Genomic DNA, 14,943 nt, shown 5'->3' on the forward strand with positions numbered 1-14,943 from the left:
GAAAAAACGTTCACTGCTAAAGTTTAGAGGTGGTAAGTAATAATCCCGTACTAGGAAGCTCACACCCTAAGGCTTCCCTCTCTGAAAATCGTAGAAAACTACTCATGTCCTCATCATGACATTTCAATATATTTCATTTATGTAGGTAATTATATGCTCAAAAACTTAGAAAATCAAGGGCGTTACCTTTATTTTTTAAATTTTTCACATTGCGCTCAAAATCATGTAATCCATGTAATTGGACCCGTTCTTGGAACACATTTCGCAAAGTAATTATCATATTATGGTCTTGTTCTTTCGTATATAAATAAATCTTTTTGGGCGAAATAGAAAGAAGCGGCGCAATTACTTTCGTATCAATATATACATCATTTTGCTTTAATAATTCCTCATCTATATATTGGACCAACTTCTCCTGTTTTAAACGTCTACCTTTATCATCATAAAAGATAAAGCTTTCATCAAAAATAAGATGCATGCAAGACAAACGTGATTTACGGCTACTTACTTGTTGCCGAAGCGTCTCAATGAACATTTGGTATTCTTGCTCCATCTTATATTCATCAATTGCCACTTCCGCAAGTTTAGCCACCATTTCCCTATATGTACGAAGACGAAAACGGATATATGATGAAAACGAGAATGAGAGCGGATCACAAAGCCAATTATTTAAAGAAGACTTAATATATGACTCAAATGCGTTACGCGTTAAATCCTGAGCTACACCTTTTCTTCTTCCCTTTAAAATCTCATGTGCCATGTGCAATATTTGATGACACTCTTCTTGTTCTTCATAAAAAAACTTTTCTTTTAAAATCGTATAAATCCACTCATTTTGTTTCACATTCACAATGAAATACACCATTACTGGCAATAAGATTTTTTCAATATAATTCGATTCACGTACTGGTATGTGAATCACCACTTTTTGTTCCTGTAAATACACACTCGTTTCCTTATATAACACTTCCGCTCTTTTCAGCAATTGTCTATATACGTGCATAGCATCATTTTTTTCTTCGAAGCAAATTTCAATCACTTTTGTCCCCCCTTTTATCCCCGCTCTAAAGGACTGTATCTATACGTTACAAATCCTATAAGAGTCCGTCCCGCGTGAATTTCACTCTTAGTAGAATCACATTTCCTATCGTTAGAAAATCCACTCAATATGGCTTGCTAATTTTATATATATTAAGGGAGGGAGAAAAAAATGATACAAGCTACTATGAATTTTTATTGTATACTTTACTTATCAATAAAAGGGGGTATCTGAATGTTTGAATATAAATTCGTAAAAGTCGAATTACATTGGGGGTTCACTCGCTCAAAACCAGCTGAAGACTACCAAGAAATTATTCAAGAACATGCTAGAGATGGCTGGAGGTTCGTACAGATTGTTGCCCCTACGTTTGGCAGTTCTGGACAACCTGAATATTTCGACCTCATATTTGAAAAGAAAATATCACTATAATACAAAAGAGCAAGCTTCTCAGCTTGCTCTTTTACTTATGACGACGGTTTTTCCCACCAATCGGAATTGGTTTCGCTAAATATTTAATTCGTTCCATAATACGTGCTGCCTTCATTTCTTCAGCCTCGCCACGCTGCGTATACGTTAAATGGTGTTCCAGTTGTTTAAAATCAAAATTAGACGTAAAGAACGTCGGTAAGTTTTCTAACATACGGAATTGTAAGATTGCACCGAGTACATCGTCACGGACAAAGCTTGACATCGCTTCTGCCCCGATATCATCTAACATTAAAACTTGTACGCGTTTAACCGCATCAATCTTCTCACCAATCGAATTATCTTGAATTGAACTTTTAATTTCACGTAAAAATTCCGGGAAGTATACGAGCATCGAACTTATTTTCTTTCGAGCAAGCTCGTTCGCTATTGCTCCTAACAAATACGTTTTTCCTACACCAAATTTACCGTACAAATATAAACCTTGTGCTTTTTTACCTGGTTCATATGTACTTAAAAATTCATTCGCTGCACCAATCGCATCGATACGTGCATTTAAATCAGAAGGATCTAAGTTTTCCATAGTTGCCTGTAAAATATCCGTTGGCATATATACACTTTGAACAAGTTTTTCATATTTCTTTCTCTCGTCATGCGCTACTTTTCTAACGCAGCGATCGTATTGAATATCAATCATCTTCCCTTGAATAACAAGCTTTGGCTCGTACCCTTGTAGCATATTTTTACATGAGCCTAAATCCGGACAATCCACGCAACCTACACTTTGTCCAATATATTCATATAACTTCACAAGACTGCGCTCAATCATAGAAGTCGTTACTTCACCCTTATGTTCATCTATAAATTCTTTCACACGCGGATGCGCCATTACTTCTGCCTTTAATACTTCATATCTATTTTTAAAGTTTTCATTTTCCATTAATTTTGCAAATGAATTTTGAATATGCTCCATTTTCTCACCTCAAAGAGCGTTCATTCTCTTCTATTAATCACGCTTATATTTTTTTAACACTTCTTCTAGTCGTTTTCGTTCATCTTCTAGCGTACTTGCATCTTTTTCTACACTTACATCTTTCTTCACTGTTTCTTTCTCTTGTTCTTTCGGCTCTTCTTCCTTAAGCCAATCTGGCACCATTTCTTTCCGCACCGTTTTCTTCGCCGTACGGCCTTTTTTCTTCGTCTCAGCCCACTCTTGATATTGACGGTTCTCTTCTTTCGCTAACGCCATCGCGTCCGCTACTGTACCGACCTTTTTACGTGCCCAATGCCCAGCAATCTTCTCGACATACGTTTTCGCAAGTTTCATATCTGAGCGTAGCATAACGTAATAAATAAGTACATTCACAACTCCTGGTGTCAATTTTTGATTAATCATGACATCTTCAACGATTTGCAAGTCCGCTTTCGTTGCCTCTGCACCACCAGAAATCTCTTTCAATAGTTGTTTTGGTGAGATTTCCTCTAGCTGCTTTATTAGCATCTCCTCTTGCGATGAAGGCTCTTTCTCTTTCATCGTACGTGCAGCATGAGGCTGTACTCTTTCACTTAATACCGGTAATGCTTGACCATTTTCAAATTGATACCAATCGCGCGCTCCTTTTCTAAGCCTTTCCATATCAATTGTTTGCATCTCTGTCACTGCACCAAGAACGATATTTTGCATCGATAACACATCTACACCATACACGTAAGCAAGTGTTATAACGCAGTCTCTCACTTGATCTGTAATCGCCTTTTTAGGAACAAGAGCGGACAATCCATCTACAAATAAAGAGAAATCAAAGAAATCATTCCAAACTTTCGGAGCGTCTCCCTTCTCGTTACTTGGCATAGTTGTCGTTTTTGGAATACGAAGGTCTTCTTGCGCATGCTCAAGTTGTCCTGGATTAAACGAACCAAACACATCATTGAAAGAACGCGTAACATTTTCATAAGAAGCAAAATCAAATTCTTCTTCTAAGAAATATTGCTTTACTTGATTATATTTTGTCCTGCTCAATCGATTGTATAAAAAGATACTTAAAACAATATCATCAAAAAACTGCTTCGGAGATAAAGGTGGTTGCAACTCATATATGAACATTCGAATATCTTTTTCTTTCTTAATATATACCTTCAAAAGCCCAATTGCCTCTAACTTTACTCGTTCCTCATATACTTCAGGAAGTTGCATTTGCATAGTCACCATAAGGGAATGATGCGTATTCTCTTTTCCAAATACACGATCTTGCTCAAGCTCTCCCCATAGTGTCATGTATAAGCTAAAAGCTCTACTACCTATTAACGGCTGATACAACATCGTTAACACTTTTCGGTCGTAATTGTGCAGTAGTCCTTTCGCACTTACTTTATAACGATCAATCGGCAATAGCTCCATCCATGACTGTTTTTCCATTCTTGCTTTTCCTTTCTCTCATCCAATCTATCCTCTACTTCATTCGTTCTATCTTCATTATATAAATTCTTAGTGAAAAAGAGCTATTAGCTTGCGCTTCTAGCTCTCTTATCCTATTACTTACGGTATGTAAAGAGAATAAAATACAACTTCTACTCTCTTTCTTTTTGCAGTATATCTTTTAATTCTTCAATAAATACATTTAAATCTTTAAATTGACGATATACAGAAGCAAAACGTACGTAAGCAACATCATCAATATCGCGAAGTTCTTCCATAACAATTTCACCAATCATATCACTTTTCACTTCTGATATACCTAAATTACGCAGTTCACGTTCCACGCTTTGTGTTACTTCTTCTAATTGTCTTAAAGATACTGGTCTTTTTTCACACGCTTTAATTAAACCGCGTAAAATCTTTTCTTTATTAAACTCTTCTCGTGTGCCTTCTTTTTTTACAACGATAAGAGGTGACTCTTCTACCCTTTCAAAGGTCGTAAAGCGACTTAAGCAGCTTTCACACTCTCTCCTTCTTCGAATAGAGCGCCCCTCGTCTACCGGACGCGAATCTAACACTCTTGTACCATTATGAGAACAGGATGGACAACGCAATTCATTCACTCCTTTACACTATACTCTTTATTTTTCTCTACTCACTTCACCTAAAATATATATACAATATTATATAACTCATTCTAACTCTCTTACCACTTTAAGTTCCAGCGCATCACTTTATCATCTCATCCTTAAAAATAAGATGGTATATAGGGCACTACCTCATTTGCAAGAATCCAATTTATTCAACTAACGAGTACGTTATATTTTCCCTTTTTTATAAACTAAAAAAGAGGTGCATTATACACCTCTTTACATTTTAAATCAATTATGTTCTTTTTTAAAGAGCTTTTGTTTCTCTCTGCTTAATTTCGAAGCTACCAGTGCCTCGAGGAAGCTCGATGCTCTCACGCGTTTTCGCGTTTAAACCTTCTGCAATATATTCTGCAGCAACATTTGGATCAATACGATCCCCACAAGTATAAACATCAATACTTGCGTAACCGTGCTCCGGAAAGCTATGAATTGTTAAATGTGATTCTGAGATAATTACTACTCCACTTACACCTTGTGGTGCAAATTTATGGAAAGCAACCTCACGCACTTCAGCACCAGCTCTTAGTGCTGCATCCACAAATAATTGTTCAATATACGGCATGTCATTAAGCTTGTCGAAATCGCAATCCCAAAGTTCAGCGATCACGTGACGACCCATCGTATCCATAGTATCCATTCTACAGTTCCCCCTTGTAAATTTATTCTAACTGTTCGAATTGAAAACTAATTTGCAATTTGGCTTGCTCCACTACCACGGGGGAAAGTTAGTCCAGAGAGGTCCTAACCCTTTAAGTAGTGACTACGTACCTCAGCTCTTAAGTTTACGAGTGTTAGTATACTTTGTTTATTTTCATTTTGCAACAACAGTTTTTTCGATTTTCTGTCATATTTTCCTCTTTACTTTTCCCTAAAAAAAATAAACGATTCACAAATGCAGTAATCACAACGTTTCGTGGTATGTCCACTTTTTAAAATATACTTATATAATTTTTTTCCTTTTCAGAAAAAATTAAAAAAAGAGGGCAAATATCGCCTTGCCCTCTCCTCCCTTATTCACTTAAATGTGTTGCACATTTTCTTGTTTCGCTAACTCTTCAACAACTAACGTTACAAGATCTACAACACGACGAGAGTAACCCCACTCGTTATCATACCAAGCAAGTACTTTCACTTTACGATCACCCATTACCATTGTAGATAAACCATCGATAATAGCTGAGTGTGTATTTGTATTAAAGTCGATAGATACTAAAGGCTCTTCGCTGAATTCTACAATACCTTTTAACGCACCGTTTGCAACAGTTTTGAATGCATCGTTAATAGCTTCAACTGTCACATCGCGTTTTACATCTACTACTAAATCAACAAGAGACACGTTTGGTGTTGGTACACGAAGTGCCATACCATGAAGTTTTCCGTTTAAATGTGGAAGAACTTTTGCTAGCGCTTTCGCAGCACCTGTCGTTGTCGGAATGATTGATTGTCCGCAAGCACGTGCTCTTCTTAAATCTTTATGTGGGTTATCAATATTTTTTTGGTCATTTGTATAAGCGTGAACTGTCGTCATTAAACCGTTTTCAATTCCAAACTGCTCATCTAACACCTTCACAACAGGCGCTAAACAATTTGTTGTACAAGATGCATTTGAAATAACAGTATGTTTTGTAATATCTAATTGGTCTTCGTTCACACCAACTACAATTGTTACATCTTCATTTTTACCAGGCGCTGTTAAAATAACTTTTTTCGCTCCAGCTTCAACGTGAAGAATTGCTTTTTCTTTCGAATTAAATTTACCAGTTGCTTCAATTACAACTTCAACACCTAAATCTGTCCAAGGCAATTCCTTTGGATCGCGGTTGTTTAAAAGGCGAATCATTTTTCCATCAACTAATAAGTGATCTTCAAATGCTTCTACTGTTCCGTCAAACTTGCCATGAACTGTATCATATTTAATTAAGTGTGCTAACGTTTCAGATGGATAGCTTGCATTGATTGCTACAATTTCGAATGCGCTTTCTTTTATTGCTTGACGAAATACCATTCTCCCAATACGTCCAAATCCATTAATTGCCACACGAGTCATAATATGTTATCCCCCTTGAATGCGTTATACTATTTATCTCCAATCCCAATAATAGTATAACACAAAAAGGGGATATGTCACTAAGCATTTTCATTAATTTCACAATTTTTTAGTCAATAATGTTCCACTTTTTTAAAATTACCTGCAATTGTGTTTTCGTTCCCATAATTGTGCCATCATTATTTATCACTTCATCTGCATTTTTCACTTTTTCTTCTAACGGCATTTGAGATTGAATACGAGCTGTTGCTTCTTCTTCTAAAAAGTTATTTCGTTTCATTAAACGTTCTAATTGCGTATGCGGCTTAACCGCTACAACTAAAATGCGGTCAACGAGACTTGTTAATTTGCTTTCAAATAAGAGAGGAATATCTAACACAACCGCTTGCATACCTTCTTTTATGTACATTTCCTTTTGCCTATTCATTTCCTCACGCACTGCAGGATGAACAATTTTATTTAACTGCAATCGTTTTTCTTCATTATAGAAAACGACACTTCCTAGTTTTGGACGATCTAGTTCTCCATCCTCTTGTAACACTTCTGTTCCAAATACTTCTACTATTTTGTTATATGCTGGTTTTCCTCGCTCTACAACTTCTCTTGCGATAATATCTGCATCAATAACTGGTATGCTCAGTTCACGAAACATTTGAGACACTGTACTTTTTCCGCTTGCAATGCCTCCCGTTAATCCAATTACTACTGTCATAATAATCCTCCTCATAATAAAAGGCGCGAAACTAATGTTCCACGCCCATACTTACATTTTCCAAATTCCAATAATGATGAGTAATACTCCAGGCAGGAATGTAAATTTTTGTAACCACTTCATATTTGATAAAACCGTTCCAAGTTTCATTCCAATAAATAAAAACAAAGAACTCATAACTGCAACTAATATCGCCATCATAGCGGGTGCATACCCTAATAAAGATGCACCAATTCCGGCACCAAATGAATCTACAGAAAGAGCTATACCAAGAAGTAATGCTTCTCCTGCAGAAATGGTGCCTGATTTATCAAAATCTGCAACAGTCGGTTTCCGTAAAATTTGAATCACTAGGCCTAGCGAGGCAATCTCTAATTTCCAGACCTTCTCCTCTTGCTTCGGTTCTTCTTTTCTCTCACTTCGAAAAAATTGATATAATACCCAAATCCCTATTCCAATAAGAACAAGCCCACCGATACGCGTTGCGATAACAGGTGAAAATACTTTCGCGATCATATGTCCAATTCCCATTGAAACAAGCATAACAGCCGCTGAACACATTCCGATAATTATAATTGATCTTAGTGGAATTCTTACGCTTCTTAAACCATATGTTAGCCCTACACTACAGCTATCTAAGCTTAATGTAAAAGCTAATAAAATAAGAGATAAATAAAGGTACATCAGTAAGCTCCTCCCTTATACATAGCTCTGCTGTATGTATATGACAAATGCCTATCCGATGTTATCTCTTTTCTATATTCTAGGCTGACAAATTGGGCAGTAATGCGTTCCTCGCCCGCCAACAACTGTTTTTTCTAATATCGTGCCACAAGTTACGCACGGCTCTCCTTTTTTCCCATATACATTTAGGAGTTCTTGGAACGAACCAATTTGCCCTTGTGAGTTGATATACGTCCGAATTGTACTTCCGCCACGCTTTACTGCTTCGCCTAGCGTTGTAACGGTAGCCTCATAAATTCGCTCAATTTCTTCTACTGTTAAAGACGAAGCTTCTCGTTCTGGATGGATTTGAGAACGGAATAAAACTTCATCTACATATATATTTCCAAGCCCTACTAAAAGACGCTGGTCCAGTAGCACAACTTTTATTTTACGATTTGTCTTTTGTAATCTTTCTTGTAAATACTGCGGTGTCATTTCAGCATCAAATGGCTCCGGACCTAAGTCAGCAAGAGGCATTTGGTTCATTTCTTCACCTTTCTTAAAGAGATGCATCGTACCAAACTTTCTCACATCTTTATAATGTAATTCCGTTCCATCTGTAAATAAGAAACGGACGTGCGTATGTTTATCAATCGGCTCATCCTCTTGATGTAATAAAAACTTACCTTCCATACGCAAATGTGAAACAATGACATAATTCGTTACATATAAAAGCAAAAACTTTCCTCTTCGCTTTATATTTTCAATCTTCTCGCCTTTTAGCATTTCTTTAAAGATTTCTGCATCATCCGGTCGTTTCACTATTTTTGGATAAGTAACAATAACATCTTCAATCGTTTTTCCTGTTACAAGATTTTCAAGTGTCCGTCTGACGTTTTCAACCTCTGGTAATTCAGGCATTTCATCACTTCCTTATTTTGCGTCGTACCAAGTTGGACCGTAAGAATAATCAACTTTCAGCGGAACTGCAAGTTCAATCGCATGTTCCATTACTTCAGGTACAAGCTGCTCTAATTTTTCGATTTCTTCTTTTGGTGCTTCAAATATTAATTCATCGTGTACTTGCAGAAGAAGACGCGCTTGTAATCCTTCTTCTTCTAAACGATCTGCCATAATAATCATCGCTTTTTTAATAATATCTGCTGCAGTACCTTGAATTGGTGTATTCATCGCTGTACGCTCAGCGAAGCTACGCAAGTTAAAATTACGACTCGTAATTTCTGGAATATAACGGCGACGATTTAATAATGTAGCTACATATCCTTTTTGTTTCGCATCTTTTACGATGTCCTCCATGTATTCTTGTACACCAGGGAAACTTTCTAAATACTTTTCAATAAATTCCGCTGCTGCTTTTCTTGTAATTCCTAAGTTTTGTGAAAGACCATAATCACTAATACCATACACAATTCCGAAGTTAACAGCTTTCGCTTGTCGTCTCATATTTGAAGTTACTTCATCTTTTTCAACGCCAAATACATCCATAGCTGTTTTCGTATGAATATCCATGTCATGTTGGAACGCTTCAACTAGCCCTTTATCATTTGCAATATGAGCTAATACACGCAGTTCGATTTGTGAATAATCAGCCGCATACATAATCCATCCTTCTTCTGATGGAACAAATGCCTGACGAATCTTTCTTCCTTCTTCTAATCGAATCGGGATATTTTGCAAGTTCGGATCCGTTGAACTTAATCGACCTGTTTGCGTTAACACTTGATTAAAGCGAGTATGAATTTTAGATGAATCTTCATGTACAACTTTCAGTAAACCTTCAATGTAAGTTGAATTTAGTTTCCCTAATTGACGATAATGTAAAATATTTGGAATAATTTCATGGTGATTCATAAGCTTATCTAGTACATCAGCTGACGTAGAATAACCTGTTTTCGTCTTTTTAATAACCGGTAAGTTTAAGTTCTCAAACAGAATAACACCAAGCTGCTTCGGTGAATTAATATTAAACTCTGTTCCCGCAAGCTTATAGATTTCCTGTTCCATTTCCTTTAATCTACCCGCAAGTTCTTCTCCCATATTACGAAGACGCTCTGTATCAACTTTTACACCCTTTACTTCCATATCAGCTAATACACGTGCAAGCGGCAATTCTAACTCTGTAAACAGTTCATATTGCTCATTCTTCTTTAACTCTTCAACGAATGTTTGCTTTACATCATATAATACATGCACTTTACGAGCCACATGCTCCGCGACTACCTTTAACTCTGGAACAGCACGTTTCGCACCTTTTCCGTAAACTTCTTCATCTGATTTCACAGCATGCGTTTCTTTCATTTTCGCTACAGTACGGAAATCTTTATCTGTATCAGCCGGGTCAAGTAAATAAGCAGCGATTAATAGATCAAAGTCAATCCCTTGCATATCTATCCCATTCCATTTCAGTGCAACGATTGCACGCTTCGCATCAAATGTATGCTTTCTCATCTCTCCATCTGCAAGCCACTCTTTAAAAGCATCTGACTTAAGAGCAATGTCTGTCTGAATAAAGTAACATCCATTTTCATTTTGAATACCGAAACCTTGAATGTCTGCTTTATGATAGTTATCTTCTTGTACTTCAACGATAAGCGCACTATCTTGCTGAAGCATTTCTTCTGTAACTTCTTCCACAATATCAAATGTAATATCATCTAATTCAGCTGGAGCTGTTTCTTCTGGCGTAACGCCTAATTTATTTAAAAGAGATGTAAATCCTAAACTCTCGAACATTGGAATGACATCACTTGCTTCATATCCTTTATACGCCATATCATCCACATGAACTGTAATCGGCGCATCTGTAATAATAGTTGCAAGATCCTTACTCATAAGAGCTTGTTCTTTATTTTCTTCCAGTTTTTCTTTTAATTTCTTCCCACTTACTTGATCTAGATTTTCATACACTTCTTCAACCGTTCCAAACTGTGTTAACAATTTAATCGCCGTTTTTTCACCAACTCCTGGTACACCCGGAATATTATCTGATTGGTCTCCCATTAAACCTTTCATATCGATAATTTGCTTTGGTGATAAGCTGTATTTTTCAAATAAAGCTTCTTTCGTATATTCATCCACTTCTGTAATCCCTTTTCGCGGAATACATACAAGCGTGTTATCAGAAACAAGTTGAAGTAAATCTTTATCTCCTGAAATAACTTTTACACTCGCCCCTTGCTCACTCGCTTCTTTCGCTAACGTTCCCATGATGTCATCCGCTTCATAATTTTCTAATTCATAACGCGGTACATTGAACGCATCCAGCATCTCACGAATAAACGGGAACTGCTCTGATAATTCAGGTGGAGTCTTTTGACGTCCTCCTTTATACTCACTATACGTTTTATGACGGAACGTTGTTTTGCCTGCATCAAACGCCACTAACATATGAGTTGGCTTTTCTTCCTCTAATATTCTCATTAACATCATTGTAAAACCGTAAATTGCGTTCGTATGTATACCTTTGTCGTTATTTAAAAGCGGTAGTGCAAAGAAAGCACGATACGCGATATTATTACCATCTACTAATACGACCTTTTTTTCCAAAATTGAAACCTCCCCATACAAATTTGAAATGATTTTTTTCACAGAAAAAAACCGTTCCTTTCCTCTCTCTATATTAACATGACTAATAGAGAGAAGAAAAATAACGGCTATTTTCTTTCATATATAAAACAGACTTATATTGGCATAAAGGGAAGTGACGAGAACAGCTTAACTATTCTCGTCCAAAATTACTCCTTGGATGAAGGGGTTTTCATGTATTATATTAACAGAGCTTTATTAATATTTAATTAAGCCATTGTTAATATATTGTAAACATCCTTCATCCTATTTTTCAGTTGCTGATTTCGGTAAAACAACTGTAAACGTTGTCCCTTCTCCAACTTCACTATCTACTGTAATCGTACCTTGATGCGCCTCAACTAAATGCTTTACGATCGACAATCCAAGGCCGGTACCACCAGTATTTCTACTTCTTGCTTTATCCACCCGGTAGAAACGTTCAAAAATACGCGGAATTTCCTCTTTACTAATACCAATTCCAGTATCCGATACTTTTATATAAGCATTATATTTATCTTCCGCTAACTCTACTGAAACAACGCCTCCAGCCGGTGTATATACGATTGCGTTATTAATTAAATTAATAAAGATTTGTTTCAAACGACTTGGATCTCCAATAACAGAGGCACGTTTTAATACATTAACTTGTAAAGAGATTTCTTTTTCTCCTGCTTTATTATCAAGTACCATATGAATATCTTCAAGCAGCCCCTTCATATCAACGGTTCCCATATTTAATTTAAATCCTTGTTGTTCGATCTTCGACAAATCTAATAAATCTTCAATTAATCCTTGCATGCGCTCACTTTCTTTTAAAATAATGTGCAAGAAATGTTCGCAGAATTTTTTATTATCCATCGCTCCGTCTAAGAGTGTTTCTGAAAAACCTTTAATAGAAGTAATCGGTGTCTTTAATTCATGAGAAACATTCGCTAAAAAGTCTTTTCTCATTTGTTCTAATTTCTTTAACTCTGTTATGTCATGGAATACGAGAACAATCCCTTTCCATTCATGGTTTGTCCCGATAATCGGCGCTCCATATACTTCGAAATGCTTCCGTTCAATTCCAAGTGGCAATAACATTTGTTTACGCACTTTCACTTCTGTCATAAAGATTTCTTCTACAAGCTCAATAATTTCTGTATGATGAAACGATTCATAATATAAGCGATCTAAATATTCTTCATCTGTTACGTGGAAAGTTTCCTTATAAGAGCGGTTTACAAGGTTTATATATCCTCGGCTATCAATTAAAATCATTCCGCTTCCCATATTTTCAATTAACGTATGCAGACGATCTTGCTGCATTTCTTGTTCAAGTGTCATCTCTTGTAAATTTCGAGCTAAAATATTAATCGCTTTACTCAGCATTCCAGTTTCATCCGAATGACTTTCGTATGCACGTGCTTTATAATTGCCCTTTGCCAATTCAATTGCAACTTTCGTAACCGATTCAATTGGCCTAATATATTGCCCTGTAATTTTCATACCTAAAAATACAACTACGAGACAAGCAATGACAAATCCGATAATTAATAATCCCCACGTTTTTTGATGTACGTCTCTTAAAGGATCAATTATACTTTTCACCAAAATGTATCCTTGTTTTCCTTCTACATCTTGAACGAACACCGCATGATAAAATTCATTCTTTCGATCCGTTTCTTTCGTAATCACTTTACTTCGTTGTTTTGCCACTTCCGAAGAAAGTTCTTTAATCGTCTCTGGACTAAATGCCAATTCTTGTCCTTTTCTATATTGAACTTTCTTTTTTTCATCCAAAAATACGATAGAAGCTGGTATTTTTTCTTCTAACTTTTCAAATATGTATGGTTTTTTTAAGACATTATCAAAACCTTGCTCTTCTGCTAACGTCGCAACATACTCTGTCTCTTTTACCATTCTCTCTTTAGCATGATCTATATAGTAGTTTTCAAACACAGTTTCTAGTAATAAACCTAGTCCAACTAAAATAAATACAATAAGAGAAACAAATGTAAAAAGAAGCCTGGAACGAAATTTATTCATTCCCTTTTGGCTCCTCTAATTTATATCCTAAACCACGTATCGTTTTAATGTACGTCGGTTTTTTCGTATTTTGTTCAATTTTATCGCGCAAATGGCTAATATGAACATCAACAATTCGTGTATCACCAGCAAAATCGTAATTCCATACAGCACTTAGTAATTGATCACGTGTCAACACGCGACTTTTATTTTTCGCAAGATACACAAGTAGTTCAAATTCTTTTGGTGTTAATTCAAGCTTTCTTCCTTGGAAATAAGCCTCATAAAATTCCGGTAAAATTTTAAGTTCTGCAATTGTGATGCTATCTTCATCTGGCGCTTCTGCAACTTGTTCTTCTTGTTGTAATTTCGTACGACGCAAAATCGCCTTCACACGAGCAACAACTTCTCTTGGACTAAATGGCTTTGTCATATAATCATCCGCCCCAAGTTCAAGGCCTAGCACCTTATCAAACTCATCATCTTTTGCCGTTAACATTAAAATCGGCGTCATAACGCGCTGCAATCGTAATTCTTTACACACTTCCATACCATCCATTTTCGGAAGCATTAAATCTAATATAATTAAATCTGGGCGTTCTGTTGTCGCTTTTTGAAGCGCCATTTCTCCATCCATCGCTGTTATAACTTCAAACCCAGCTTGTTGTAAATTAAATTCGATTAAAGTTAAGATAAATTCCTCATCATCAACTACTAAAATACGATTGTTCATTCTTTTCCTCCAAGTTATAGACTTGAAACCTTCTTCATCCTAGTATTTTCCCCGTTATTCTCATCATACTAGAAAACAAGGTCCCTCTCAATATAATTGTCTATTCATGGAGATCGTTTGTTTAGAATTGAGAAAATAGAAGTAATTACGATTCACCTGCAACTACACAGGATTTTGCCAAACTTTATAGATTGCTCTCTCTTCTTTAAAGCTCACTTCCGTATGAACTATAAAATCTTGATTTTGTGCTAGGAAAAACGAAAGAGCATACGCTATTTTATAATCTGGTGTTTCATATCCATCAAATACTCTCCCGTACATTTCATTCGCAACCCCGTCTGCCCACACTTCAGCTTCTCTTACCGTTTCAAAGATCACGTCTTCTCTTTTCCACCTCACCTAAAAAACCACTCCTTTAATTGACTTCAATTACCGATAATTATATTATTAATCTTAATATATAAATTAATAATATAAGGAGGTCTATTATGCGACTAATACTATCCATTCTATCTTTAGCAGTCACATGTATCCTTGCTTTTAACGCTCCGAGCTGGGATACGATTAAAACGGGGTGCTCAGAATTTGCTGAAGGGTTCAAAGAAGGGTTCTTCAACTAAAAATAGCGCTAGCATCCTTATTAAAGGTATGCT

Annotated in this window: 15 protein-coding genes and 1 other annotated feature (1 of these 16 running past the window's edge); of the genes, 2 read left to right on the forward strand and 13 right to left on the reverse strand. The window is 36.2% G+C overall.

Going from position 1 to position 14,943, the window contains the following annotated elements; translation table 11 throughout:
- Positions 1 to 126, reverse strand: a binding site (T-box leader) (it extends 103 nt beyond the left edge of the window).
- Positions 127 to 157: 31 nt separating this feature from the next.
- On the reverse strand, positions 158 to 1,039 hold the full coding sequence (gene ytxC / locus ACTFP3_RS16280; protein ID WP_000569628.1) for a putative sporulation protein YtxC: 882 nt from the start codon (positions 1,037 to 1,039) through the stop codon (positions 158 to 160).
- Between the two features lie 234 nt (positions 1,040 to 1,273).
- On the opposite strand from ytxC, the gene ACTFP3_RS16285 reads away from it, so the two are divergent.
- Positions 1,274 to 1,471, forward strand: a complete 198-nt coding sequence (locus ACTFP3_RS16285) for a DUF4177 domain-containing protein (RefSeq protein WP_000464456.1) — start codon at positions 1,274 to 1,276, stop codon at positions 1,469 to 1,471.
- A gap of 31 nt (positions 1,472 to 1,502) precedes the next feature.
- Here ACTFP3_RS16285 and dnaI read toward each other — a convergent pair whose 3' ends face one another.
- The 12 genes from dnaI to ACTFP3_RS16345 all read right to left on the reverse strand — a co-directional run bounded on the left by dnaI (position 1,503) and on the right by ACTFP3_RS16345 (position 14,689).
- Positions 1,503 to 2,441: a primosomal protein DnaI gene (gene dnaI, locus ACTFP3_RS16290; RefSeq protein ID WP_000400104.1), complete on the reverse strand. Its 939-nt coding sequence runs from the start codon at positions 2,439 to 2,441 to the stop codon at positions 1,503 to 1,505.
- A gap of 33 nt (positions 2,442 to 2,474) precedes the next feature.
- A complete protein-coding gene (locus ACTFP3_RS16295) occupies positions 2,475 to 3,884 on the reverse strand; it encodes a replication initiation and membrane attachment family protein (RefSeq protein WP_000415049.1) in 1,410 nt (469 codons plus the stop codon).
- A 152-nt stretch (positions 3,885 to 4,036) separates the two neighbouring features.
- Complete coding sequence (gene nrdR, locus ACTFP3_RS16300) at positions 4,037 to 4,498, reverse strand: transcriptional regulator NrdR (protein ID WP_001203687.1); 462 nt, start codon at positions 4,496 to 4,498, stop codon at positions 4,037 to 4,039.
- Between the two features lie 283 nt (positions 4,499 to 4,781).
- Positions 4,782 to 5,165: an adenosylmethionine decarboxylase gene (gene speD, locus ACTFP3_RS16305; RefSeq protein WP_002003660.1), complete on the reverse strand. Its 384-nt coding sequence runs from the start codon at positions 5,163 to 5,165 to the stop codon at positions 4,782 to 4,784.
- 390 nt (positions 5,166 to 5,555) lie between these two features.
- Positions 5,556 to 6,584, reverse strand: coding sequence for a glyceraldehyde-3-phosphate dehydrogenase (locus tag ACTFP3_RS16310; protein ID WP_000198974.1), 1,029 nt, complete (start codon positions 6,582 to 6,584; stop codon positions 5,556 to 5,558).
- A gap of 109 nt (positions 6,585 to 6,693) precedes the next feature.
- A complete protein-coding gene (gene coaE / locus ACTFP3_RS16315) occupies positions 6,694 to 7,296 on the reverse strand; it encodes a dephospho-CoA kinase (RefSeq protein ID WP_000219314.1) in 603 nt (200 codons plus the stop codon).
- Between the two features lie 51 nt (positions 7,297 to 7,347).
- Positions 7,348 to 7,980, reverse strand: coding sequence for a sporulation membrane protein YtaF (gene ytaF / locus ACTFP3_RS16320; RefSeq protein WP_000281747.1), 633 nt, complete (start codon positions 7,978 to 7,980; stop codon positions 7,348 to 7,350).
- Between the two features lie 72 nt (positions 7,981 to 8,052).
- Positions 8,053 to 8,883 carry a DNA-formamidopyrimidine glycosylase gene (mutM, locus tag ACTFP3_RS16325; protein ID WP_001114478.1) on the reverse strand — a complete coding sequence of 277 codons (831 nt, stop codon included), beginning with the start codon at positions 8,881 to 8,883 and terminating at the stop codon, positions 8,053 to 8,055.
- A gap of 12 nt (positions 8,884 to 8,895) precedes the next feature.
- Positions 8,896 to 11,529, reverse strand: a complete 2,634-nt coding sequence (gene polA, locus ACTFP3_RS16330; RefSeq protein WP_000412825.1) for a DNA polymerase I — start codon at positions 11,527 to 11,529, stop codon at positions 8,896 to 8,898.
- Between the two features lie 285 nt (positions 11,530 to 11,814).
- Complete coding sequence (phoR, locus tag ACTFP3_RS16335) at positions 11,815 to 13,578, reverse strand: sensory box histidine kinase PhoR (RefSeq protein WP_074047987.1); 1,764 nt, start codon at positions 13,576 to 13,578, stop codon at positions 11,815 to 11,817.
- The gene (phoP, locus tag ACTFP3_RS16340; RefSeq protein WP_001065220.1) at positions 13,571 to 14,290 is read right to left on the reverse strand and encodes a two-component system response regulator PhoP; all 720 of its coding nucleotides are present in this window, start codon (positions 14,288 to 14,290) and stop codon (positions 13,571 to 13,573) included. The genes phoR and phoP overlap by 8 nt, the downstream gene beginning before the upstream one ends.
- A 162-nt stretch (positions 14,291 to 14,452) precedes the next feature.
- A complete protein-coding gene (locus ACTFP3_RS16345; protein WP_001267383.1) occupies positions 14,453 to 14,689 on the reverse strand; it encodes a hypothetical protein in 237 nt (78 codons plus the stop codon).
- 89 nt (positions 14,690 to 14,778) lie between these two features.
- Here ACTFP3_RS16345 and ACTFP3_RS16350 point away from each other — a divergent pair, with 89 nt between their 5' ends.
- A complete protein-coding gene (locus ACTFP3_RS16350) occupies positions 14,779 to 14,910 on the forward strand; it encodes a hypothetical protein (RefSeq protein ID WP_001237022.1) in 132 nt (43 codons plus the stop codon).
- The last annotated feature ends 33 nt before the right edge of the window (positions 14,911 to 14,943 follow it).

It is taken from the genome of Bacillus cereus group sp. MYBK5-2 (genome assembly GCF_051915685.1).
Classification (GTDB): Bacteria; Bacillota; Bacilli; order Bacillales; family Bacillaceae_G; genus Bacillus_A; species Bacillus_A cereus.

Bases quoted from the DNA above. Each gene is read 5' to 3' on its own strand.
- ytaF (WP_000281747.1), bottom strand. From the start codon at position 7,980: ATGTACCTTTATTTATCTCTTATTTTATTAGCTTTTACATTAAGCTTA.
- phoR (WP_074047987.1), bottom strand. From the start codon at position 13,578: ATGAATAAATTTCGTTCCAGGCTTCTTTTTACATTTGTTTCTCTTATT.
- ACTFP3_RS16310 (WP_000198974.1), bottom strand. From the start codon at position 6,584: ATGACTCGTGTGGCAATTAATGGATTTGGACGTATTGGGAGAATGGTA.
- phoP (WP_001065220.1), bottom strand. From the start codon at position 14,290: ATGAACAATCGTATTTTAGTAGTTGATGATGAGGAATTTATCTTAACT.
- coaE (WP_000219314.1), bottom strand. From the start codon at position 7,296: ATGACAGTAGTAATTGGATTAACGGGAGGCATTGCAAGCGGAAAAAGT.
- ACTFP3_RS16295 (WP_000415049.1), bottom strand. From the start codon at position 3,884: ATGGAAAAACAGTCATGGATGGAGCTATTGCCGATTGATCGTTATAAA.
- mutM (WP_001114478.1), bottom strand. From the start codon at position 8,883: ATGCCTGAATTACCAGAGGTTGAAAACGTCAGACGGACACTTGAAAAT.
- ACTFP3_RS16285 (WP_000464456.1), top strand. From the start codon at position 1,274: ATGTTTGAATATAAATTCGTAAAAGTCGAATTACATTGGGGGTTCACT.
- speD (WP_002003660.1), bottom strand. From the start codon at position 5,165: ATGGATACGATGGGTCGTCACGTGATCGCTGAACTTTGGGATTGCGAT.
- dnaI (WP_000400104.1), bottom strand. From the start codon at position 2,441: ATGGAGCATATTCAAAATTCATTTGCAAAATTAATGGAAAATGAAAAC.
- ACTFP3_RS16350 (WP_001237022.1), top strand. From the start codon at position 14,779: ATGCGACTAATACTATCCATTCTATCTTTAGCAGTCACATGTATCCTT.